This is a genomic window from Micromonospora reichwaldensis, assembly GCF_031845925.1.
In the GTDB taxonomy this organism is placed as follows: domain Bacteria; phylum Actinomycetota; class Actinomycetes; order Mycobacteriales; family Micromonosporaceae; genus Micromonospora; species Micromonospora reichwaldensis.
The window spans coordinates 77397-100231 of sequence record NZ_JAVRFL010000020.1; the positions used below are offsets into that span (position 1 = coordinate 77397).

The window sequence follows — 22835 nt, forward strand, 5'->3', positions numbered from 1 at the left end:
CAGCGCGCCTCACCCGCCGGTCCGGTCGGTCGACAAGCGCGCGCCGTCGGGCGCGGGTGGCCGGTGAGCCGGCGGGCGGATCGTCGAGGGCGACGCCGCGTGCGACCGCGTCAGGCGAGTCCGGCTCGGCGCAGCGCGTCCGCCATGGCGTCGTTCGCCGGCGCGGACCCCGCTCCGCCACGGCCCTGCCGTTGCGCCCCGCCCCGTCCGCCCTGCCCGGACTGACCAGCCTGCCCGCCCTGACCGCCGCGTCCGCCGCCACCCTGACCGCCGCGCGCGCCGCCCTGGGTGCCTTGTGCGCCCCGGTCACCGCGTCCACCGCCCTGGCCGGGCTGGCCGCCCCGCGAGGCGCCCCGGTCGCCGCGCGGCCCGCCCTGCCCGCCACGTTCGCGGCGCCCGCCGTCCTGGCCGCCGCGCCCGGCGCCCGCCTCCGCGTCGTCCTCCAGCCGGAGGGTGAGCGAGATCCGCTTGCGGGGCACGTCGACGTCGAGCACCTTGACCCGTACGACGTCGCCGGACTTGACCACCTCGCGCGGGTCCTTCACGAACGTCCGGGACATCGCCGAGACGTGCACCAGCCCGTCCTGGTGCACGCCGACGTCCACGAACGCGCCGAACGCGGCCACGTTGGTCACCACGCCCTCCAGCACCATGCCGGGCACGAGGTCGCTGATCTTCTCCACCCCCTCGACGAAGGTGGCGGTGCGGAACTCCGGCCGCGGGTCGCGGCCCGGCTTCTCCAGCTCGGCGAGGATGTCGGTGACGGTGGGCAGGCCGAAGGTGTCGTCGACGAAGTCGGTGGCCCGCAGCCCCCGCAGGATGGCGCTCCTGCCGATCAGCGACCGCAGGTCCTGCCCCGTCGTGGACAGGATCCGACGGACCACCGGGTACGCCTCGGGGTGCACGCTGGAGGAGTCCAGCGGGTCGTCGCCGCCCGGGATACGCAGGAAGCCGGCACACTGCTCGAAGGCCTTCGGCCCGAGCCGGGCGACCTTCTTCAGCTCCGACCGGGTGCGGAACGGACCGTTCGCGTCGCGGTGCAGCACGATGTTCTCCGCCAGCCCGGCGCCGATGCCCGAGACCCGGGTCAGCAGCGGCGCGGAGGCCGTGTTGACGTCGACGCCGACCGCGTTGACGCAGTCCTCGACCACCGCGTCCAGCGACCGGGAGAGCTTCACCTCCGACAGGTCGTGCTGGTACTGGCCGACCCCGATCGAGCGCGGGTCGATCTTCACCAGCTCGGCGAGCGGGTCCTGCAGGCGGCGCGCGATGGAGACCGCGCCGCGCAGCGAGACGTCCAGCCCGGGCAGCTCCTGGGAGGCGTACGCGGAGGCGGAGTAGACCGACGCGCCGGCCTCGGAGACCACCACCTTGGTGAGGTTCAGCTGCGGGTACCGCTTGATCAGCTCGCCGGCGAGCTTGTCGGTCTCCCGGCTGGCGGTGCCGTTGCCGATGGCGACCAGCTCGACGCCGTGCGCCCCGGCCAGCCGGGCGAGGGTCTCGATCGAGGCGTCCCACTGCCGGCGCGGCTCGTGCGGGTAGATCGTGTCGGTGGCGACCACCTTGCCGGTGGCGTCCACGACGGCGACCTTCACGCCGGTACGCAGGCCCGGGTCCAGCCCCATCGTGGGCCGGGTGCCGGCCGGTGCGGCGAGCAGCAGGTCCCGCAGGTTGGTGGCGAAGACCCGCACCGCCTCCTCCTCCGCCGCCTGCCACAGGCGCATCCGCAGGTCCGCCCCGAGGTGGATGAGGATCCGCGTACGCCAGGCCCAGCGCACCGTGTCGGCCAGCCACCGGTCCGCCGGCCGGCCCTTGTCGGTGATGCCGAACCGCCCGGCGATCGCCGCCTCGTAGCGGCTCGGCCCGGTGACCACCGCGTCGGCCTCGCCGGCCTCCTCGGGCTCCATGGTCAGGTCGAGCACGCCCTCCTTCTCGCCCCGGAACATGGCCAGGATCCGGTGCGAGGGCAGCTTCGGGTACGGCTCGGCGAAGTCGAAGTAGTCGGCGAACTTCGCGCCGGCCGACTCCTGCCCGTCGCGTACCCGGGAAACCAGCCGGCCCCGCGACCACATCTGCTCGCGCAGCGTGCCGATCAGGTCGGCGTCCTCGGCGAAGCGCTCGATGAGGATCGCGCGGGCGCCCTCCAGGGCGGCGGCGGCGTCGGCCACGCCCTTCTCCGCGTCCACGAAGCCGGCGGCGGCCTGGCGCGGGTCCTGACCCGGGTCGGCCAGCAGCGACTCGGCGAGCGGCTCCAGCCCGGCCTCGCGGGCGATCTGCGCCCGGGTGCGGCGCTTGGGCTTGTACGGCAGGTAGATGTCCTCCAGGCGGGACTTCGAGTCGGCCGCCATGATCTGCGCTTCCAGGGCCTCGTCGAGCTTGCCCTGGCTCCGGATCGACTCCAGCACCGCCGCGCGCCGCTCGTCCAGCTCGCGCAGGTAGCGCAGCCGCTCCTCCAAAGTGCGCAGCTGGGTGTCGTCGAGCAGGCCGGTGGCCTCCTTGCGGTAGCGGGCGATGAACGGCACGGTCGCACCGCCGTCGAGCAGCTCCACGGCCGCCCGTACCTGACGCTCGGCGACGCCGAGCTCGTCGGCGATCCGCTGATGAACAGAGAGGGTCACGATCTCGATCCGCCTTCGGTGTGGGTTCCGCCCTGCATTGTGCCGGCCCGCACCGACGGCCGTCGCCGCCCCCGGCCCGGCGAGCCGCCCCACCCCTCCCACCGCTGCCGGGGGTGTAAGGAAGGGCCCCTTCCTATCGTCTGCGGTAGAGGAAGGGGCCCTTCCTTACACCGCCTCGCCCGCGACGCCGCCCGCTGCGCTAGCGTGGCGATCATGGAACATCCCGTGGACCCGCGCGCCCGGCGGCTCTTCGGCGGCAGCGCCCGGGCGCTCGGCGACCTCGCCACCAGCCCGTTCCGGGCCGACCGCGACCGCATCGTGGCCTCGCCGTTCTTCGCCCGGCTCAACGGCGTGACCCAGGTGGTCAGCCCCGGCGGCTCCGGCCTGCTCGTGCACAACCGGTTGACCCACAGCCTCAAGGTGGCGCAGGTGGCGCGCGCCATCGCCGAGCGGCTCACCGCCGACGAGGCGCACCGCGACCTGCTGGAGAAGCTGGGCGGCTGCGACCCGGACGTGGTGGAGGCCGCCGCGCTCGCGCACGACCTCGGCCACCCGCCGTTCGGGCACCTGGGGGAGCGGGTGCTGGACCGGCTGGCCCGGCAGCGGCTCGGGTTGACCGACGGTTTCGAGGGCAACGCCCAGTCGTACCGGATCGTCACCAGCACCGAGATCCGCGGCGCGGCGACCACCGGCCTGGACCTCACGGCGGCGGTGCGGGCGGCGCTGCTGAAGTACCCGTGGACGCGGCTGGACCACCCCGACCCGCACCCCCGGCTGCTGGACCCGCCGCCGCGCGGCGCCACCCCGCCGCCGGACGACCCGGACAGCGGCTCGTCGAAGTTCGGGGCGTACCGGACCGAGCTCGGCGACCTGCGGCAGGCCCGGGAGCCGTTCGTGGGGCGCATCCCGGACTGGCAGCAGACCCCCGAGGCGTCGATCATGGACACCGCCGACGACGTCGCGTACGCGATCCACGACGTGGAGGACTTCTACCGGGTCGGGGTGCTCCAGCAGGGCGCGGTGGCCGCCGAGCTGATGGCCTGGCAGCGCGAGAGCGGGCACTTCCGGGCCATCACCGACGCGGCCCTGGCCGCCGCCGCCCGCCGGCCCGGCTCAGCGATCGAGCGGCTGCGCCGGCAACTGCACCGCAAGGACGCCTGGATCGCCGACGACGAGGCGTTCGCCGCCGCCGTCGAGCACGTCCGCGAGGAGTTGGTGGAGGGGCTGCTCGCCATGCCCTTCGACGGCTCCATCGAGGCGGAGCAGTACGTGGCCCGGTTCTCCGCCCGGTGGACGACCCGCTTCGTCGACGCGATCACCGTGGTCGAGCAGCCGGCGGTCCGCTCGGGTCACGTGCTGCTCGCCCCCGCGCAGTGGCACGAGGTGCAGGTGCTCAAGTTCGTCCACCACCGGTTCGTGCTGGCGCGGCCGGACCTGGCCCTGCACCAGCGCGGGCAGGCCCGGCTGCTGGGCACCCTGGTGGAGGCGCTGCTCGAGTGGCTGCTCGACCCCGAGGAGGAGTCCCGGCTGCCGCGCCGCCTGCACGACCTCGTGGAGCTGGCCGAGGCGGAGCTGCACCCGCGTACGCCGGACCGGATCGGCAAGGCCCGCGGGCGGGCGATCGTCGACTTCGTCGCCCAGCTCACCGACGGCCAGGCGGTCGCCATGCTGGACGCCCTGTCGGGCCGCTCCGGGGCGCTCTGGACCGACGCCTTCGTGCTCTGACCCGCATCCGTCGCGTCGCCCGACTGGTGTGAGAAAGGGACCCTTCCTCTACCTCAGGCGTTAACAGGGGGCCCTTCCTTACACCTCAGGCGACGGCCTGCCACCAGCCGTCGACCGCCGGCGGGTCGTCCACCACCACCCGCTCCCCGGGGCGGGGCACGGCCAGCCGTACGTCCCGGGCCTTCGCCTCGGCCCAGATCCGGTCCACCGGCTCGGACCACTCGTGCAGGGCGAGGTTGAACGTCGCCCAGTGCACCGGTACGAGCAGCCCGCCGCGCAGGTCGAGGTGGGCGGCGACGGCCTCCTCGGGGAACATGTGGATGCTCGGCCAGGCCCGGTCGTACGCCCCGATCTGCATCAGCGTGACGTCGAACGGCCCGTGCCGCTCGCCGATCTCGGCGTAGCCGTCGAAGTAGCCGGAGTCGCCGGTGTAGAAGACCTTGCGGTGCGCGCCGGCGACCACCCAGGAACTCCAGAGCGTCCCGTCGCGGCGCAGCCCCCGGCCGGAGAAGTGCTGCGCGGCGGTGGCGGTGATCTCCAGCCCCGCCACCCGGTGGCTCTCCTCCCAGTCCAGCTCGACGATCCGCCCGGCCGGTACGCCCCAGCGGTCCAGGTGCGCGCCCACGCCCAGGGGCACCAGGAACGGCGCCGACTGCAGGGCGGTCAGCGCCTGGACGGTCGCCATGTCGAGGTGGTCGTAGTGGTCGTGCGAGATCAGGATCGCGTCGACCGGGGGCAGTTCGTCGAGGCGTACCGGTGGCTGGTGCAGGCGGCGCGGGCCGACCAGGCTCGACGGGGAGCACCGGTCGCTCCACACCGGGTCGAGCAGCACCCGGCGACCCTCGATCTCGAGCAGCGCGGAGGCGTGGCCGTACCAGACGACGTTCAGCTCACGCCCCGCGTCGCCGGCCGGGGCGGCGCCCGGGCGCGACAGCGGCACGGCGACGCTCGGCCGGCGCTTCTGCTTGCCGAAGATCAGCTCACGGACCAGGTTGCGGTCGGGGTTGCCGGCCATCGACCGGGAGCCGCCCGGGTTGCGGAAGACGCCGTCGTGGAACCGGGGCGAGCGGGCGGCCCGCTCCGCGCGGGCACCGGTGAGCCGGCCGCCGAGCGCCGCCGGCACGTCCCGGGCCACCCACGCGAGCCCGGCGAGCGCGGCCAACCCGGCGGCCCCGCGCAGCCGCCGCCCGAGCCGGCGGTCGCCGCCGGCGCCTTCCCCTTGTGCCCCCATCGCAAGTCCCTCCGCCGTGCCCCGTCGTACACGGTAGCCGGGCCGCCGCGCGACCGCCGGGCGGTCGGCCGGGCGCCGGGGGCGGTCCGGCCGGACCGCCCCCGGGCGGCGGACCCCGGCGGGCGGTCGCGGCGCGCCGGTGGCCCCGACGGCGGTCGCGGCGGTTCAGCCGCCGTTGCTGGGTCGCTGCACGGCCGGGCGGTGGACGAGGCCGGTGCCGACGAGGTTGTCGACCGCGGCGAGGAAGTGCCGGCCCATCCGGGCCCGGGCCGCGACGGCGGGGTGCGTCGCGCCGAAGTTGTCGGCGCCGGCCTGGCCGTCCGCGAAGAGGGCGTACGTCAGCACGGGCGCGCCGGCCTTGTCGAAGATCACGCCGGCCTCGTGCCGGGCGTCGGCGAACCAGCCCGCCTTGGTGGCGACCCGGGCCCGCTCGGCGGAGGACATGACCCGCCGCACCCCGTCGGTGTAGGCGACCGGCGCCCGCAGCAGCCGGAGCACCAGCGCCGTGGAGGTCGGCGCGAGCAGCGTGCCCGCCACCAGCGCGCGCAGCAGGTCGTGGGTCTCCCGGGGGGTGCTGGTGCCGAGGAAGAACCGGTAGGGGTTGGCGACCGGCTGCACCTGGGTGTTCGGGAAGCCCTTGCCGCGCAGGATCTCGTTGAGCTCGGCGGCCGGGCAGACCGACCCGCACAGCCGTACCGCCGTGTCGTCGGAGACGGTCAGCAGGTTGGCCAGCACGTGCCCGAGCGTGACGGAGCTCGGGTACGCCCCGTCGAGGCTGAAGATGCCGTCACCGCCGGGCACCACGATCGCCTCGGTCACCTCGATGCGCTGGTCGAGCGTGAGCAGCCCCCGGTCGACCTTGTCGAGCACCGCCACCGCCACCGCGATCTTGTTGACGCTGTACGCCTCGATCCGCCGGTCGGGCTCGTCGGCGACCGGCACCAGGAGCGGGCCCGCTGGGTCCACGACGCTGACGTACGCCTGCCAGTTGCCGCCCGCGTGCGCGCTCTCGCCCTGGTAGCTCGTGGTCACCCGGTGCGCGGCCTGCCGTGGCGTCGCCGGCGCCGGCCCGGCCACGCCACGGCCGGCGGTCGCCGGGGCGGCCGCGGCCGGGGACGCGGCGCCCAGCACCGTCCCGGCGGTGGCCACCGTGCCCAGTCCCAGCGCGGTCCTGCGGTTCACCCGGATAGTCAATCGTCTCTCCCGTCGTGGTGGGCCGGCCCACCACCCTAGGCGAAACGATCGACGCCGGTGATCCCGCGCGGGGTTCACGGCAGCCGACGCCGGACGGCCGCCACGACCGGGCCGGGCAGTTCCCCGACGGCCCGCGCCACCCGCCCGAGGTCGGGCCGCCAGCCGCCGCGTACCGACGCGGCGGCCGGGTCCGGCGCGAACACCGTGCCGTCGTGCGGCGCGACCGGCCGGTCGGTCAGCCCGAGTAGCCGCATCAACGGCCCGACGAGGGCGTCGTAGACGCCCGGCAGCAGGGTGAAGCCGACCCGCATGACCACGTTGACCCGGCCCACCGACACCTCCCGGCGGGGCCGGTCGGCGCAGTCCACGATGGCCCGCGCCACCCGCTCGGGGGTGGTGATCGGCGGCGGGGGCCGGCCGGTCCGGCCGAGGTAGTTCGCGGCCCGCTGGTAGACCGGGGTGTCCACACTGCCCGGGTTGACGATGCAGACGTGCACCCCGGGGGTCTCCCGGGCCTCCTGCTGCAACGTGCGGGTCAGCCCCTGCAACCCCCACTTGCTCGCCACGTAGCCGCTCATGTAGGGCGCGGTGATGTGGCCCAGCACCGATCCGGTGAGGATCAGCGTGCCCCCGCCGTCCGCCCGGAAGCGGCGCAGCGCCACCCGGGCGACCGCGGCGGCGGCGAGCAGGTCGGTGCGCACCACCTGCTCGAAGACCCGCTCCGGGGTCTCCTCGAACCGGCCGTACGCCATCACCGCCGCCGTGTGCACCCAGACGTCGATGCCGCCGAACCGGTCGAGGGTCGCGTCGGCGAGCGCGGCCAGGGCGCCGTCGGCGGTGACGTCGGTGGGCACCTCGAGCACCTGCGCGCCCGCGGCCCGGCACTCGTCGCGGACCGTGGCGAGGGCGACGGGGGAGCGGGCGGCGAGCACGAGCCGGTCCCCGCGCGCCGCGAAGGCCCGGGCCGCCGCCCGGCCGATCCCGCTGGTCGCGCCGGTCACGACCACCGTCCGGGTCACGGTGCCAGCACGACCTTGACGCAGCCGTCCTCCTTCTTCTGGAACATCTCGTACGCCTCCGGCGCCTCCACCAACGGCACCCGGTGGGTACGCAGGTCCATCACGCCCAGCGGGTCGTCGTCGCCGGAGAGCAGCGGGATGATCTCGTCGGTCCACCGGCGCACGTGGCACTGCCCCATCCGCAGCTGGACGCCCCGGTCGAACATCTCCATCAGGGGCATCGGGTCGACCTCGCCGCCGTAGACGCCGGAGACGGAGACCGTGCCGCCCCTGCGGACGGCCTTGATCGCGGCCTTGAGTACGACCAGGCGGTCGACACCCACCTTGTCGGTCATGGCCTGGGCGAGCTTGTCGGGCAGCAGCCCGGCGGCGGTCTGGGCGAGCTTGCCGAGGGGCGCGCCGTGGGCCTCCATGCCCACCGCGTCGATGACGGCGTCGGGGCCGCGCCCGTCGACGAGGTCGATCAGCGCGCCGGGCACGTCGTCCAGCTCGCTGACGTCGAGCACCTCGATGCCGTGCCGGCGGGCCATCGCCAACCGCTCCGGCACCAGGTCCAGCCCGATGACCCGGTCCGCGCCGAGGTGCCGGCCGATGCGGGCGCAGAACTGACCGACCGGCCCGAGCCCGAAGACGGCGAGGGTGCCGCCGCGCGGGGTGTCGGCGTACTTCACCGCCTGCCAGGCGGTCGGCAGGATGTCGGACAGGTAGAGCCAGCGCTCGTCGGGCCCGGTGTCGGGCACCGTGATCGGGCCGAACTGGGCGTGCGGCACCCGCAGGTACTCCGCCTGCCCACCGGGCACCGAGCCGTAGAGCGACGTGTAGCCGAACAGCGCGGCGCCCTTGCCCTCGGCGGTGACCTGGGTGGTCTCGCACTGCGCGTACAGCTGCCGGTCGCACATCCAGCAGGAGCCGCAGGAGATGTTGAACGGCACCACCACCCGGTCGCCCGGCTTGAGCCGGGTCACCCCCGGGCCCACCTCCTCGACGATGCCCATCGGCTCGTGGCCGAGGACGTCGCCGGGCTTCAGGTACGGCCCGAGCACCTCGTACAGGTGCAGGTCGGAGCCGCAGATCGCGGTCGAGGTGATCCGGACGACGGCGTCGGTCGGCTCCTCGATCCGCGGATCGGGCACCTCCTCCACCCGTACGTCCCGCTTGCCCTGCCAGGTCAGTGCCTTCATGTCCCGTCGTCCCTCCTCGTGCCGTCCCCGGGGTTGCTACCCGCCCCCGACGACTTGAACCGGCGGCCCACCCGGCGGCGGTCACGTGGTCGTACCGCGCGCTGGGGCCGCGCTGCGCCCTCCGCCCGGCCCGCGAGGCCCGTCGACCCCTCCGGGGCGAACCAAGTCGTGTCGCGTGGGCGCTGTCGAGCTGCCCCGTGGCGTGGGGCAGCCCGTTCCGTGGCGCAGGCGGTGCGTCGGTCGGGGAACCGCCCGGCGGGATGGGCGGGCGGGACGGGCGGGAACCGAAACATGGCGGGCGCGGACCGCGACCCGTGGAGAGAGCGGCTGGCCGGTGACGGACGGCGTCGCGGGGACCGGCGAGGGCAGGCGGGCGTGGGATGCGGGGAGCGTGCGGGTGCCGTCGGTACGGGGGACATCCGCTCGCCACGTCGCGCTCGCCGCCGCTGGCGGTTGGTCTCATGGACGGGGCAGCTCGACAGGGGCCGTCGAGGGACGCCACCCGGGGCGCGGCGGGGCCGACAGGGCGTACACCGGCTGACGGGGCCGCTACCGGAACGCGCGCGGGCCGCCACACCCGCGGGGCCGCTACCGGAACGCGGGCGGGCCGCCACACCCGTGGGGGTGCGGCGGCCCGCCCGTCCGGTCCGACCGGGTGCCGTCAGGAACCGGGGGTGTTGTCGCCTCGCTTCGAGGTCGCCATCAGGAAGTCGCGGTTGAGCCGGCCGATGGTGTTCAGCGGGATGCCCTTCGGGCAGACCACGGTGCACTCACCGGCGTTGGTGCAGCCGCCGAAGCCGGCCTCGTCGTGCGCGTCGACCATGCCGATCACCCGGGTGTAGCGCTCCGGCTGGCCCTGCGGCAGCAGCGAGAGCTGGGTGACCTTCGCGGCGGTGAAGAGCATGGCGGAGCCGTTCGGGCAGGCCGCCACGCAGGCGCCGCAGCCGATGCACTCCGCCGCCTCGAACGCGGCGTCCGCGTTGGCCTTGGCGACCGGGGTCGAGTGCGCCTCGGGGGCGCTGCCGGTCGGCGCGGTGATGTAGCCGCCGGCCGCGATGATCTTGTCGAAGGCGCCCCGGTTGACCACCAGGTCCTTGATGACCGGGAAGGCCCGGGCCCGCCACGGCTCGATGTCGATCGTCTCGCCGTCGGAGAACTGCCGCATGTGCAGCTGGCAGGCGGTGGTGCCGCGCTGCGGCCCGTGCGCGTCGCCGTTGATCATCAGGCCGCACATGCCGCAGATGCCCTCGCGGCAGTCGTGGTCGAACGCCACCGGCTCCTCGCCGGCGAGGATCAGCCGCTCGTTGAGGACGTCGAGCATCTCCAGGAACGACATGTCCGGGGAGACGTCGTCGACCTTGTAGGTCACCATCCGACCCTTGTCCTCGGGGCCGGACTGGCGCCAGATGCGCAGGGTCAGGTTCACTTGTAGCTCCGCTGCGTGGGGTGGACGTATTCGAAGTTCAGGTCTTCCTTGTGCAGCACCGAGGGCTCGCCGGTGGCGGTGAACTCCCAGGCAGCCACGTACGCGAAGCGGTCGTCGTCGCGCTCCGCCTCACCGTCGGGCGTCTGGTGCTCGGCCCGGAAGTGACCGCCGCAGGACTCCTCGCGGTGCAGGGCGTCGATGCACATCAGCTCCGCCAGCTCGAAGAAGTCGGCCACCCGGCCGGCCTTCTCCAGCGACTGGTTGAGCCCCTCGCCGGTGCCCGGCACCCGGACCCGCTGCCAGAACTGCTCGCGCAGGGCACGGATCTCGTCGATCGCCTTGCGCAGCCCGGCCTCGCTGCGCTCCATGCCGCAGTGCTCCCACATGATCTGGCCCAGCTCGCGGTGGAACGAGTCCACGGTCCGGTCGCCGTCGACGGCCAGCAGCCGCTGGATCCGGTCCTCGACGTCGGCGCGGGCCTGCACGGCCGCCGGGTGCGTGGCGTCGACCTTCTCGAACGGGCCGGACGCCAGGTAGTGGGCGACGGTGTTGGGCAGCACGAAGTAGCCGTCGGCCAGGCCCTGCATGAGCGCCGAGGCGCCGAGCCGGTTCGCGCCGTGGTCGGAGAAGTTGGCCTCGCCGATCACGAACAGGCCCGGGATGGAGGACTGGAGGTCGTAGTCGACCCAGAGGCCGCCCATCGTGTAATGCACGGCGGGGTAGATCCGCATCGGCACCTCGTACGGGTCCTCGCCGGTGATCCGCTCGTACATCTCGAAGAGGTTGCCGTACTTGGCCTCGATGGCCTTGCGGCCGAGCCGGTCGATCGCGTCGGAGAAGTCGAGGTAGACGCCGAGCCCCGTCTGGCCGACGCCGCGCCCCTCGTCGCAGACGTTCTTGGCGGCGCGCGAGGCGATGTCGCGGGGGACCAGGTTGCCGAAGGAGGGGTAGATCCGCTCCAGGTAGTAGTCCCGCTCGTCCTCGGGGATCTCCCGCGGGCTGCGGGTGTCGCCCTTGGTCCTGGGCACCCAGACCCGGCCGTCGTTGCGCAGCGACTCGCTCATCAGGGTCAGCTTCGACTGGTGGTCGCCGGAGACCGGGATGCAGGTCGGGTGGATCTGCGTGTAGCAGGGGTTGGCGAAGTACGCGCCCTTGCGGTGGGCCCGCCAGGTGGCGGTGACGTTGCAGCCCTTGGCGTTGGTGGAGAGGTAGAAGACGTTGCCGTAGCCGCCGGAGGCGAGCACGACCGCGTCCGCGAACTCGGTGGTGATCTCGCCGGTGACCATGTCCCGGACCACGATGCCGCGGGCCTTGCCGTCGACGACGATCAGCTCCAGCATCTCGTGCCGGGTGTTCATCTCCACGTTGCCGAGGCCGATCTGCCGCTCCAGCGCCTGGTACGCGCCGAGCAGCAGCTGCTGGCCCGTCTGGCCCCGGGCGTAGAAGGTGCGCTGCACCTGCGCGCCGCCGAAGGAGCGGGTGTCCAGCAGGCCGCCGTACTCGCGGGCGAACGGGACGCCCTGGGCGACGCACTGGTCGATGATGTTGACCGAGACCTCGGCCAGCCGGTGCACGTTCGACTCCCGGGAGCGGAAGTCGCCGCCCTTGACGGTGTCGTAGAAGAGCCGGTGCACCGAGTCGCCGTCGTTGCGGTAGTTCTTGGCGGCGTTGATGCCGCCCTGCGCCGCGATGGAGTGCGCCCGGCGCGGGCTGTCCTGGTAGCAGTAGGTCTTGACCCGGTAGCCCTGCTCGCCCAGCGTGGCGGCGGCCGAGCCGCCGGCCAGGCCGGTGCCGACCACGATCACGGTCATCTTGCGGCGGTTGGCCGGGTTGACCAGCTTGGCCTCGAAGCGGCGGCGTTCCCAGCGGGTCTCGATGGGGCCGTCGGGGGCCTTGGTGTCGGCGATCGGGTCGCCCTCGGTGTAGAGATCCATGTCAGGACACCAATCCGGTGAGTACGGCGAACGGGACCGCCAGGTAGCCGGCACAGAGCACGACGGCGAAACCCAGCGCCACGGCTCGGGCCCGCCGCTCGCCGCGCGGGCTCTGCTGGCCGAGGCTGCGCAGCGCGCTGAACAGGCCGTGCCGCAGGTGGAAGCCGAGGGTGACGACCGCCAGGGTGTAGAAGAGCGTCACGTACCAGCGCTCCGGGGCGAAGTCGGCCACCACGTTGGCGTACGGCCGGCTCGGGTCGCCGACCGGGTTCAGCGTGCCGGTGGTGAGGTCCAGGATGTGGTAGATCACGAAGAGCAGGATGATCACGCCGCCCCAGCGCATGGTGCGGGCCGCGTAGCTGCCCTGGACCTTCTTGCGGTGCGCGTACTGCACCGGGCGGGCGGCGCGGGCGCGCACGGCGAGGGCGGTCGCGGCCCAGATGTGGCCGACCGCCGCCACGACCAGGCCGATCCGCATGATCCACAGGAACCACACGCCCGGCAGCAGCGGGGTGCCGATCTCGCGCAGCCAGTGCGCGTAGTGGTCGAACGAGGTCGCCCCCGTGAAGATCTTCAGGTTGCCGAGCATGTGCGCGATCAGGAATGACACCAGGATGATGCCCGTCACCGCCATGACGGCCTTCAGGCCGACGCTGGAGCGGATGGGCGACCGAGTTCTCGTGACTACCACGCGATCGACGCTAGGAGCACTTGATTCAGTCGTCCAATGCATCGACCTCGCAGTCTTGATAGCTATAGGCTATGTAGATGCAGCTCCATCAGCTGAAGTACTTCGTTGCGGTGGCCGAAGTACGACATTTCACCCAAGCCGCCGACATCGTGGGCATCACCCAGCCTTCGTTGAGTAAGCAAGTTCACGCCCTGGAGGACGGCCTCGGCGCCCCGCTGTTCGAGCGGGTAAGGGGCAACATCACGCTCACCGCGGCCGGTGAGGTGCTGCTGCCGCTGGCCAAGCGGATCCTCGCCGACGTCGACACCGCGACCCGCGAGGTGCAGGAGCTGGTCGGCCTGCGCCGCGGCCGGGTCCGGCTCGGCGCCACCCCCAGCCTCGCCACCTCGCTCGCCCCGCCCGTGCTGCGCCGCTTCCGCGACGCCCACCCCACCATCGACCTGCGGGTGGAGGAGAGCGGCTCGCAGGACCTGGTCCGCGGCCTGCTCCGCGGCGACCTCGACCTGGCACTGATCATCATGCCGGCCCAGGGCACCGACCCCGGGCTGCGCGCCGACCCCATCCTGCGGGAGAGCCTGGTGGTCGCCTCCGTCGAGGAGCTGTCGGTGACCCCGGAGACCGGTCAGCTGCGCGTCGCCGACCTGCGCGACCAGCCGATGGTGATGTTCCGGGAGGGCTACGACCTGCGCGACGCCACCCTCCAGGCCTGCCGGGAGGCCGGCTTCGAGCCGACCATCGCCGTCGACGGCGGCGAGATGGACGCGGTGCTGAGCTTCGTCGAGGCCGGGCTGGGCGTCGCGCTGGTCCCCGGCATCGTGGTGGCCCGACGCCCCGGCGTGCGCGTCACCCGGCTGGCCCCACCCGGCGTCCGGCGGACCATCGCGGTCGCCCGGCGCCGCGACGTGGTGCCCACCCACGCCGGCCGGGAGCTGCGCCGGATACTGCTGGACTACGTCCGCGACGCCACCACCGGCGGGGACCTGCCGCCGGGCGTCGAGCCCCTCTGACCCCGCCGCCCGCGCGCCCGGCCGCAGTGGTCCCACGCCGCCGGACCGCGCCGGTCCCAGGCCGCGCGGCCAAACCGGTTCCACGCCGCCCGGACCGCGCCGGTCCCAGGCCGCCGGACCGCGCCGGCCGACGCCGCCAGGTGCGCACGACGGAAGACGACCGGCCCCCGCCGGCCTGCCTACGCTGCCCGCATGGCAACGGGCAGCGCCGTGGTGATCGGCGCGAGCATGGGCGGGCTGCTGACCGCCTGCGCACTCACCGAGGCGTACGAGCGGGTCACCCTCGTGGACCGTGACCTGCTGCCCGAGCAGGCGGAGAGCCGCCGGGGCGTACCGCAGGGGCGGCAGTTGCACGTCCTGCTGACCCGGGGCCGGCAGGCGTTCGAGGAGCTGCTGCCCGGGATCTCGGCGGAGCTGAGCGCGCGGGGCGTGCCCACGGTCGACCTGCACGAGCAGGTCCACTGGTACAACAACGGCCACCGGATGCGGCGCGCGCCGTCCCCGCTGTTCGCCCTCGGGGTCAGCCGGCCGCTGCTGGAGCAGGTCGTCCGGGAGCGGGTCGCCGCCCTGCCCGGGGTGCGGATCGTGGCGGGCTGCGAGGTGGAGGGGCTGACCACCACCCTCGACCGGGGACGGGTCACCGGCGTACGGCTGCGCCCCCGCGACGGGGACCCGACCACCGTCGCCGCCGACCTCGTCGTCGACGCCGGCGGCCGGGGCACCCGCAGCCCGGTGTGGCTGGCCGAGCTGGGCTACCGGCCGGCGCCGGAGGAGCGGGTCAAGGTCGGCGTCACCTACCTCACCCGCACCTACCGGCGGGAGCCGCACCACCTGGAGGGGCTGCTCGGCGCGCTCACCAACGCCGTGCCCGGCCAGCCCCGGGGCGGCATCGTCGCCGTGCAGGAGCAGGGCCGGTTCGCGGTGGCGCTCAGCGGCATGCTCGGCGAGGAGCCGCCGGCCGACGACGAGGGGATGACCGCCTTCGCCGAGACCCTCGCCGCCCCGCAGATCGCCGACCTGCTGCGTACGGCGCGGCCGGAGAGCCCGCCGGCGACGATGAAGTTCCCGGCCAGCGTGCGGCGGCGCTACGAGCGGCTGCGCCGCTTCCCGGCCGGCTACCTGGTGGTGGCCGACGCCGTGTGCAGCTTCAACCCGGTCTACGGGCAGGGCATGACGGTGGCCGCGCTGGAGGCCCTGCTGCTGCGCCGACTGCTGCGACGGCCGTCCGACCGGCTCGCCCGGCGGTTCTTCCGGGGCGCGGCCCGGCTGATCGACGGGCCGTGGTCCATCGCGGTCGGCACCGACCTGCGCTTCCCCGAGGTGCCCGGCCGCCGCTCGCCGCGGGTACGCCTGGTCAACGCGTACGTGGGCCGGCTGCACGCGGCGGCGACCCGGGACCCGGCGCTGGGCGCGGCGTTCCTGCGGGTGGTGAACCTCGTCGACCCGCCGACGCGGCTGCTCTCCCCGCCGGTGCTGTTGCGGGTGCTGCGCGGGTCGTCCTACCTGCCCTCGGCCTCGTCCATCGCCCGGTAGATCCGCTGCTCCGACACCGGGTACGGGGTGCCCAGCGCCTGGGCGAAGACGTTCACCCGCAGCTCCTCGACCATCCAGCGGATCTGCCGGACGGCCGTCGACTGCCGGCGCCCTGGCGGCAGCGCGGCGAGCATCTCCTGGTACTCCTTCTGCACCACCGCGACCCGGTCCTGCTGCTGCTTGTCGCGCTGCGGGTTGCCCGGCAGCCGGTCCAGCCGCCGTTCGATCGCGGTGAGGTAGCGCAGCAGGTCGGGCAGGCGCGCGTACCCGGTCTCGGTGACGAAGCCCTTGTGCACCAGGCCGTTGAGCTGGGCCCGGATGTCGGCCAGCGCGGCCACCACCGCCAGGTTCCGCGTGGCACCGAGGCGCTGCTCGACCGCGTACGCGGCGGCGAGCACCCGGCGCACCCGGTCCATGATCTCGACCACGGTGTCCACCAGGTCGGCCCGGACCTTGTCCCGCAGGGCGGCGAAGCCCTCGGCGTCCCAGGCCGGGCCGCCCGCGTCGCCGATCAGCTTGTCGATGGCCGCCCCGGCCGCGTCGGAGATCAGCTCCTGCACGCCGCCGTGCGGGTTGCGGCTCAGCGCCAGCTTTGCCTCGTTGGACAGCCGCCCCTGGAGGAACTTGGCCGGCGACGGCACGGTCAGCCGGAGCAGCCGCCGCGTGCCCGCCCAGTGCGCGGCCTCCTGCTCGGCGGGCGAGTCGAAGACCTTCACCCCGACCGTGTCGCCCTCGTCGACCAGGGCCGGGTACGCGGTCACCGCGTAGCCGGAACGGACCTGCTCGATGGTGCGAGGAAGATCGTCGATGCTCCACTCGCGCAGCCCGGTACGGGCGACGTCGGGTGCGGCGGCGGCCACGACCTGGCGTACCTCCGCCTTGAGCTGGCGTTGCAGGGTCGGCAGGTCCTTGCCCTCGGCGACGGGCTTGTTCTCCTCGTCGAGCACCCGGAAGCGGACCCGCAGGTGCGGCGGCAGCTTCTCCGGCTCCCACGCGTCCCGGGGCACGGTGACGCCGGTCATCCGGCGCAGCTGCCGGGTCAGCGCGTCCAGCAGCGGCTCCTCGCCGGCGGGCATCGCGGCCAGCGCCGCGCGGGCGTAGTCCGGCACCGGGACGAAGTTGCGGCGCACCGCCTTGGGCAGCGAGCGGATCAGCGCGATCACCAACTCCTCGCGCAGCCCGGGGACCTGCCAGTCGAAGCTCTCCGCCGGCACCTGGTTGAGCAGGGGCAGCGGGATGTCGACGGTCACGCCGTCGGTCGGGGTGCCCGGCTCGAACCGGTAGGTCAGCGGCAGGGTCACCCCGTCGGCGGACCACTCGTCGGGGTAGTCGGCCTCGTCCACGCCGGTGCGGCCGGCGTTGACCAGCAGCTCCCGGGTGAAGGTGAGCAGGTCGGGCTGCTCCCGGCGGGTCTTCTTCCACCAGGCGTCGAAGTGCCGCCCGGAGACCACGTCGGCCGGGACGCGCGCGTCGTAGAAGTCGAAGACGGTCTGGTCGTCGACGAGGATGTCGCGGCGCCGGGCGCGGTGCTCCAGCTCCTCGATCTCCGCCAGCAGCCGTTGGTTGTCGGCCCAGAAGTGGTGGTGGGTCTGCCAGTCGCCCTCGACGAGGGCGTGCCGGATGAACAGCTCCCGGGACAGCGCCGGGTCGATCCGGCCGAAGTTGACCTTGCGTGAGGTGACCAGCGGGACGCCGTAGAGGGTCACCTTCTCGTAGGCCATCACGGCCGCCTGCTTCTTCTCCCAGTGCGGCTCGCTGTAGCTGCGCTTGACCAGGTGCTGGGCCAGCGGTTCGACCCACTCGGGTTCGACCCGGCCGGCGACCCGGCCCCAGAGGCGGGAGGTCTCCACCAGCTCGGCCGCCATCACCCAGCGCGGCGGCTTCTTGAACAGCGCCGAGCCGGGGAAGAGCGCGAACTTGGCGCCCCGGGCGCCCAGGTACTCGTGCTTCTGCGCGTCCTTGAGCCCGACGTGCGACAGCAGCCCGGCCAGCAGCGACTGGTGCACCTTCGGGGTGTCGATCTCCTCCGGCAGGTCCGCGCCGCCCCGGCGCCCGCCGCCGTCGCGCGTCGGTCGCCCTTCTTCGGGCGTACGCAGCACCTGGCGCAACTGGCTGACGATGTCCTGCCACTCGCGTACCCGCAGGTAGTTGAGGTATTCGGCCTTGCACATCCGCCGGAACGCGCTGGACGACAGTTCGCGCTGCTGCTCGCGCAGGTGCCGCCACAGGTTGAGCAGCGACACGAAGTCCGACTCCCGGTCGGTGAACCGGGCGTGCGCCTGGTCGGCCTGGGCCTGCTTGTCGGCGGGCCGCTCGCGGGGGTCCTGGATGGACAGCGCGGCGGCGATCACCATCACCTCGGTGGCGCAGCCGTTGCGCTCGCCCTCGACGACCATCCGGGCCAGCCGTGGGTCGACAGGCAGCTGCGCCAGCCGCCGGCCCAGCGGGGTGAGCCGCTTCGCCGGGTCGGCCTCGGCCGGGTCCAGCGCGCCGAGCTCGTGCAGCAGGTTGACGCCGTCGGCGACGTTGCGCCGGTCCGGCGGGTCGATGAACGGGAACGCGGCGATGTCGCCGAGCCCGATGGAGGTCATCTGGAGGATGACCGAGGCGAGGTTGGTGCGCAGGATCTCCGGGTCGGTGAACTCCGGGCGGGACAGGAAGTCCTGCTCGTCGTAGAGGCGGATGCAGATGCCGTCCGAGGTGCGTCCGCAGCGCCCCTTGCGCTGGTTGGCCGACGCCTGCGAGACCGGCTCGATCGGCAGCCGCTGCACCTTGAGCCGGCTGCTGTAGCGGGAGATGCGGGCCGCGCCCGGGTCCACCACGTACTTGATGCCGGGCACGGTGAGCGAGGTCTCCGCGACGTTGGTGGCGAGCACCACCCGGCGCCCGGCGTGCGGGGCGAAGACCCGGTGCTGCTCGGCGGTGGAGAGCCGGGCGTACAGCGGCAGGATCTCGGTGCCGCGCAGCGCCGGCTTCTTCTCCACCAGCTTGCCCAGCGCGTCCGCGGTGTCGCGGATCTCCCGCTCGCCGCTGAGGAAGACCAGGACGTCGCCGGGGCCCTCGGCGGCCAGTTCCTCGACGGCGTCGCCGATCGCCTGGACCTGGTCGCGGACGTTCTCCTCGTCCTCCCCGTCGTCCTCGCCCTCGGCTACCTCGACCAGCGGCCGGTAACGCACCTCGACCGGGTACGTGCGCCCGGAGACCTCGACCACCGGCGCCGGTACGCCGTCGGGCTCGTCGGCGGTGGGCGGTCCGGCGAAGTGCCGGGCGAACCGCTCGGTCTCGATGGTCGCCGAGGTGATGATCACCTTGAGGTCGGGCCGGCGGGGAAGGAGCTGCCGGAGGTAGCCGAGGATGAAGTCGATGTTGAGGCTGCGCTCGTGCGCCTCGTCGATGATCAGCGTGTCGTACTGGCGCAGCATCCGGTCGGTCTGCAACTCGGCGAGCAGGATGCCGTCGGTCATCAGCTTGACCAGGCTGCGGTCGCTCACCTGGTCGGCGAAGCGCACCTTGTAGCCGACCACGTCGCCCAGCTCGGTGCCGAGTTCCTCGGCGATCCGGTCCGCCACCGTACGCGCGGCCAGCCGGCGCGGCTGGGTGTGCCCGATCAGCCCGGTGATCCCGCGCCCCAGCTCCAGGCAGATCTTCGGCAGCTGGGTGGTCTTGCCGGAGCCGGTCTCGCCGGCCACGATCACCACCTGGTGGTCGCGGATCGCGGCGGCGATGTCGTCCTTGCGTTCGCTCACCGGCAGCTGGGCCGGATAGGTGACCACCGGCACGGCGGCCCGCCGGCCCGCCAGCACCGCCTCGGCCCGCGCCACGTCGGCGGCGATCTCGTCGAGCGCCGACTCCCGGCGCTGCGGGTCGCGCAGCCGGCGCACCCCGTCCAGGCGCCGTTGCAGGCGGCGCTGGTCGCGGAACATCAGGGGACGGAGGCGGCGGTGCAGCTCGCGGACGGGGTCGGTCGCGGCGGGTGCGGCTGGATTCTGCATGTCGTCGCCAAGGATAGGCAGCCGACGGCCGGACCGCCCCCGGGTTACCGCCGCCCCGCCCCGGTCCGCCCGCGCGCACGCCTCTCAGCGGCGCCCGTCAGGGCAAGCGCGGCGGTGCCGCCTCGGACTAGAGTGGGGCGCCGACCGACCTTGGCCACGGGGGATGGGATGACGATGCGGGACACCGACCGGGCCCTGGTGCAGGCCGCCACGGCGGTCGCCAAGCTGCGCTGCCGCAGCGACAACCACACGGTCGCCGCCGCCGCGCGGACCACCGACGGCCGGGTCTTCACCGGGGTCAACGTCTACCACTTCACCGGTGGCCCCTGCGCCGAGGTGGTCGCGGTCGGCGCCGCCGCCACCCAGGGCGTCACCGAGTTGGAGACGATCGTCGCGGTGGGCGACCGGGGGCGCGGGGTGATCCCGCCCTGCGGGCGCTGCCGGCAGGTGCTGCGCGACTACTTCCCCACCGTCCGGGTCATCGTCGGGCCGATGGACGCGCTGCGCGTGGTGCACGTCGCCGAACTGCTGCCGGAGACGTACGTCTGGGCCGACCAGCAGCTCGACGGGCCCGCCGGCCCGCTCCCCGCGCCGCGACCGGCCGACTGACCTCCCGGGCCGTCAGTCGCCGGCGGCGGCCGCCAGGATCGACCGGGGCAGCGGCACGCTCTCGAACCGCACGATGCCCTCCGGCACCATCCAGCTCATCACCTGCACGCCCAGCCGCCCCGCCCGCACAGCCGGGTCGTTGTGGTAGAGCTCTCGGGCCTCCTGCGGGGAGATGGAGAGCACGACGAACCCGCGCAGCCGCTCGTCGTCGGCGTCGACGAAGGGCCCCGCGGCCAGGACGAGCCCCTGTTCCACCAGTCCCGCGTGGTGGGCCAGGTGGGCGTCCTGCAACCGGTCGGCCGCGTCCAGCGGTAGCTGCGGCGCGTCCGTCGGCCGGCTCAGGAGCACCACGGTGTGCTGGTCGAATCGCATGCTGACAACCCTAGGGCGGCCGGGGCCGCCGCCCGACCGGATCCGGCGCTGTCCGCCCTGCTCAGCGCCGCCCGGATCGACGACGGCGAGTTAGGCCCGGCCAGGGCGTTCCGCTACGGTAAGGCGACCCTAAGCCCGAACGTGCAGGAGCCTCGTGACCACCCTCGCCACCCGCCCGGCACCTGCCGGCACCCGGCCCCGGGTGCGTGGGGGTCGTCGGCTCGCGGTCACGGTCGCCGCCGCGCTGGTGCTGCTGCTGGCCGTGCTGGCGAGCTTCGCGCTCGGCAGCCGGGCGCTCGCCGTCGACGAGGTGTGGCGCGCGCTGGTCGCCCCGGACGGCGGCGAGGCCGCCACCATCGTGCGGGAACTGCGGATGCCGCGCACCGCGCTGGGCCTCGCCGTCGGGCTGGCGCTCGCCGTGGCCGGCGTCCTCTTCCAGGCCCTCACCCGCAACCCGCTGGCCGAACCGCGGATCCTCGGCATCAGCGCCGGCGCCTCGTTCGGCGTGGTGCTGGCCATCTCCGTCTTCGGCGTGAGCACGCTGGCCGGGTACGTCTGGTTCGGCATCGCCGGCGCGCTCGGGGCCGGCGTGCTGGTCTTCGCCGTCGCGGCCAAGGCCCGCGAGGGTGCCAGCCCGGTCACCCTCGCGCTGGTCGGCGCGGCCCTCGACGCCAGTCTCGCCTCCGTGGTGTACGCGCTGCTCAGCATGGACGCCCGCACCTTCGAGGAGTACCGCTTCTGGGTGGTCGGCGGGCTGACCGGCCGGGACCTCACGGTGGCCGCCCAGGTGGTGCCGTTCGTGCTCGCCGGGCTGGTCCTGGCCGCCCTCGTCGCGCGGGGCCTGGACGCGCTCGCCCTCGGCGACGACGTGGCCCGGGGCCTCGGGCACCGGATCGGGCTGGTCCGCCTCGGCGGCGGCGTCGCCGCGGTGCTGCTCACCGGGGCGGCCGTCGCCGCCGCCGGGCCGATCGCGTTCGTGGGGCTCGCGGTGCCGCACCTGGCCCGCGCCCTGGTCGGCGCCGACCACCGCTGGACCCTCGCGGTCTCGGCGCTGCTCGGGCCCGCGCTGCTGCTCGGCGCCGACGTCGTCGGGCGGCTCGTCGCGCCGCCCGGGGAGGTGCCCGCGGGCATCGTCACCGCGCTGATCGGCGCCCCGCTGCTGGCCTTCCTGGTCCGCCGCGCGAAGGTCGTGACGGCGTGAGCGCCCCCGTCGCCCCCGCCGCCGGGCGGCCGGCCGGCCGTCCCCGGGTGGGCGTCACCGCGCTGCCGGGGCGGTCGCTCGTGCGGATCGGTCCGGTCAGCGTGCAGGTCCGCCGCCGCTCCGTGCTGGTCGCCGCCGCGCTGGTCGTGCTGTTGCTCGCCGCAGGGGTGCTCAGCCTCTCCCTGGGCACCCCGTACGTCGCCCCGGCCGACGTGCTGCGCGCCCTCTCCGGCGCCGGCACCCCGTACGACCTGGTGGTCCTCGACCTGCGACTGCCCCGGCTGGTGCTGGCCGCGGTGGCCGGCGCGGCCTTCGGGGTGGCCGGCACGCTGATCCAGAGCGTGGCCCGCAACCCGCTCGCCAGCCCCGACGTCGTCGGCATCACCCAGGGTGCCGGTCTCGCCGCGACCGTGGCCCTGACGACTGGCGCCGCGGCGGTGCTCGTGGCGCCGGCGGCGCTGCTCGGTGGGCTGGTCGCCGCCGCGCTGCTGTTCCTCCTCGGCGCCCGGCACGGGCTGGCCGCCCAGCGGTTCGTGCTCGCGGGCGTGGCGGTCGCCTTCGCGCTGCGGGCCCTGATCGAGGTCGTCCTGCTCACCGCCGACCCGATCGACGGGCTGCGCGCGCAGATCTGGCTGATCGGCACGCTCGCCGGCAAGGGCTGGAACGAGAGCCTGTGGATCGCCCTCACCCTGGCCGCGCTCCTGCCGGTGCTGGCCTGGGCCGGCTGGGCGCTGAACAGCACCGCCCTGGACGACGACACCGCCCGGGGGATCGGCCTGCGCCCGGTGGCCCGCCGGGTCGGCCTCGCCGGCACCGGGGTGCTGGCCGCCGCGATGGTCACCGCTCAGGTGGGCGCGGTGGACTTCGTGGCCCTCGTCGCCCCGCAGTTGGCCCGGCGGCTGGTCCGCACCGAGCGCCCGCCGCTGCTCTGCGCCGCGTTGCTCGGGGCCCTGCTGCTGGTGCTGGCCGACCTGGGTGGCCGGCGGCTGTTCGCCCCCACCCAACTGCCCGCCGGGGTGCTGACCGCCGCCATCGGCGGCCCGTACCTGATCTTCCTGCTGCTCCGCGGCCGGCGGCGGCCCTCGTGATGTCCCACCCTGGC

16 protein-coding genes are annotated in these 22835 nt (G+C 74.2%); 6 read left to right on the forward strand and 10 right to left on the reverse strand.

Annotated features, from left to right (window positions below; translation table 11 throughout):
* Positions 1-110 precede the first annotated feature (110 nt).
* Positions 111-2618, reverse strand: coding sequence for a Tex family protein (locus RM555_RS18055; RefSeq protein ID WP_311412861.1), 2508 nt, complete (start codon positions 2616-2618; stop codon positions 111-113).
* 213 nt (positions 2619-2831) lie between these two features.
* Here RM555_RS18055 and RM555_RS18060 point away from each other — a divergent pair, with 213 nt between their 5' ends.
* Positions 2832-4343, forward strand: a complete 1512-nt coding sequence (locus RM555_RS18060) for a deoxyguanosinetriphosphate triphosphohydrolase family protein (RefSeq protein ID WP_311412862.1) — start codon at positions 2832-2834, stop codon at positions 4341-4343.
* Positions 4344-4428: 85 nt separating this feature from the next.
* On the opposite strand, the gene RM555_RS18065 is transcribed toward RM555_RS18060, so the two are convergent.
* The 7 genes from RM555_RS18065 to RM555_RS18095 form a co-directional block, all read right to left on the reverse strand.
* Positions 4429-5574 (reverse strand): MBL fold metallo-hydrolase, encoded by a 1146-nt coding sequence (locus tag RM555_RS18065; protein ID WP_311412863.1) that lies wholly within the window; start codon positions 5572-5574, stop codon positions 4429-4431.
* 165 nt (positions 5575-5739) lie between these two features.
* Complete coding sequence (locus tag RM555_RS18070; RefSeq protein ID WP_311412864.1) at positions 5740-6756, reverse strand: serine hydrolase; 1017 nt, start codon at positions 6754-6756, stop codon at positions 5740-5742.
* Between the two features lie 86 nt (positions 6757-6842).
* Positions 6843-7787, reverse strand: a complete 945-nt coding sequence (locus RM555_RS18075; protein ID WP_311412865.1) for an SDR family NAD(P)-dependent oxidoreductase — start codon at positions 7785-7787, stop codon at positions 6843-6845.
* Positions 7784-8968, reverse strand: coding sequence for a zinc-dependent alcohol dehydrogenase (locus RM555_RS18080; RefSeq protein ID WP_311412866.1), 1185 nt, complete (start codon positions 8966-8968; stop codon positions 7784-7786). Before RM555_RS18080 ends, RM555_RS18075 begins: the two co-directional genes overlap by 4 nt.
* A 661-nt stretch (positions 8969-9629) precedes the next feature.
* A complete protein-coding gene (locus RM555_RS18085; RefSeq protein WP_132235856.1) occupies positions 9630-10394 on the reverse strand; it encodes a succinate dehydrogenase/fumarate reductase iron-sulfur subunit in 765 nt (254 codons plus the stop codon).
* On the reverse strand, positions 10391-12328 hold the full coding sequence (locus RM555_RS18090) for a fumarate reductase/succinate dehydrogenase flavoprotein subunit (protein ID WP_151456381.1): 1938 nt from the start codon (positions 12326-12328) through the stop codon (positions 10391-10393). The genes RM555_RS18085 and RM555_RS18090 overlap by 4 nt, the downstream gene beginning before the upstream one ends.
* A 1-nt stretch (position 12329) precedes the next feature.
* Positions 12330-13019 carry a succinate dehydrogenase cytochrome b subunit gene (locus tag RM555_RS18095; protein ID WP_311412867.1) on the reverse strand — a complete coding sequence of 230 codons (690 nt, stop codon included), beginning with the start codon at positions 13017-13019 and terminating at the stop codon, positions 12330-12332.
* A 77-nt stretch (positions 13020-13096) separates the two neighbouring features.
* On the opposite strand from RM555_RS18095, the gene RM555_RS18100 reads away from it, so the two are divergent.
* Positions 13097-14026, forward strand: coding sequence for a LysR family transcriptional regulator (locus RM555_RS18100; protein WP_132235862.1), 930 nt, complete (start codon positions 13097-13099; stop codon positions 14024-14026).
* A 192-nt stretch (positions 14027-14218) separates the two neighbouring features.
* Positions 14219-15559: an FAD-dependent oxidoreductase gene (locus RM555_RS18105; protein WP_311412868.1), complete on the forward strand. Its 1341-nt coding sequence runs from the start codon at positions 14219-14221 to the stop codon at positions 15557-15559.
* Here the strand turns inward: RM555_RS18105 and hrpA are convergent.
* Positions 15526-19551 carry an ATP-dependent RNA helicase HrpA gene (gene hrpA / locus RM555_RS18110; protein ID WP_311412869.1) on the reverse strand — a complete coding sequence of 1342 codons (4026 nt, stop codon included), beginning with the start codon at positions 19549-19551 and terminating at the stop codon, positions 15526-15528. The genes RM555_RS18105 and hrpA overlap by 34 nt on opposite strands.
* A gap of 168 nt (positions 19552-19719) precedes the next feature.
* Here hrpA and RM555_RS18115 point away from each other — a divergent pair, with 168 nt between their 5' ends.
* A complete protein-coding gene (locus RM555_RS18115; RefSeq protein WP_132235868.1) occupies positions 19720-20160 on the forward strand; it encodes a cytidine/deoxycytidylate deaminase family protein in 441 nt (146 codons plus the stop codon).
* A 12-nt stretch (positions 20161-20172) separates the two neighbouring features.
* On the opposite strand, the gene RM555_RS18120 is transcribed toward RM555_RS18115, so the two are convergent.
* The gene (locus RM555_RS18120) at positions 20173-20532 is read right to left on the reverse strand and encodes a YciI family protein (protein WP_311412870.1); all 360 of its coding nucleotides are present in this window, start codon (positions 20530-20532) and stop codon (positions 20173-20175) included.
* Between the two features lie 154 nt (positions 20533-20686).
* On the opposite strand from RM555_RS18120, the gene RM555_RS18125 reads away from it, so the two are divergent.
* Positions 20687-21733 carry a FecCD family ABC transporter permease gene (locus tag RM555_RS18125; RefSeq protein WP_311412871.1) on the forward strand — a complete coding sequence of 349 codons (1047 nt, stop codon included), beginning with the start codon at positions 20687-20689 and terminating at the stop codon, positions 21731-21733.
* The gene (locus RM555_RS18130) at positions 21730-22821 is read left to right on the forward strand and encodes a FecCD family ABC transporter permease (protein WP_311412872.1); all 1092 of its coding nucleotides are present in this window, start codon (positions 21730-21732) and stop codon (positions 22819-22821) included. The genes RM555_RS18125 and RM555_RS18130 overlap by 4 nt, the downstream gene beginning before the upstream one ends.
* Positions 22822-22835: the final 14 nt, after the last annotated feature.

Excerpts from the sequence above, each read along its gene's own strand:
- RM555_RS18060 (WP_311412862.1), top strand. The coding sequence starts at position 2,832 with ATGGAACATCCCGTGGACCCGCGCGCCCGGCGGCTCTTCGGCGGCAGC.
- RM555_RS18105 (WP_311412868.1), top strand. The coding sequence starts at position 14,219 with ATGGCAACGGGCAGCGCCGTGGTGATCGGCGCGAGCATGGGCGGGCTG.
- RM555_RS18080 (WP_311412866.1), bottom strand. The coding sequence starts at position 8,968 with ATGAAGGCACTGACCTGGCAGGGCAAGCGGGACGTACGGGTGGAGGAG.
- hrpA (WP_311412869.1), bottom strand. The coding sequence starts at position 19,551 with ATGCAGAATCCAGCCGCACCCGCCGCGACCGACCCCGTCCGCGAGCTG.
- RM555_RS18120 (WP_311412870.1), bottom strand. The coding sequence starts at position 20,532 with ATGCGATTCGACCAGCACACCGTGGTGCTCCTGAGCCGGCCGACGGAC.
- RM555_RS18115 (WP_132235868.1), top strand. The coding sequence starts at position 19,720 with ATGACGATGCGGGACACCGACCGGGCCCTGGTGCAGGCCGCCACGGCG.
- RM555_RS18090 (WP_151456381.1), bottom strand. The coding sequence starts at position 12,328 with ATGGATCTCTACACCGAGGGCGACCCGATCGCCGACACCAAGGCCCCC.
- RM555_RS18065 (WP_311412863.1), bottom strand. The coding sequence starts at position 5,574 with ATGGGGGCACAAGGGGAAGGCGCCGGCGGCGACCGCCGGCTCGGGCGG.
- RM555_RS18100 (WP_132235862.1), top strand. The coding sequence starts at position 13,097 with ATGCAGCTCCATCAGCTGAAGTACTTCGTTGCGGTGGCCGAAGTACGA.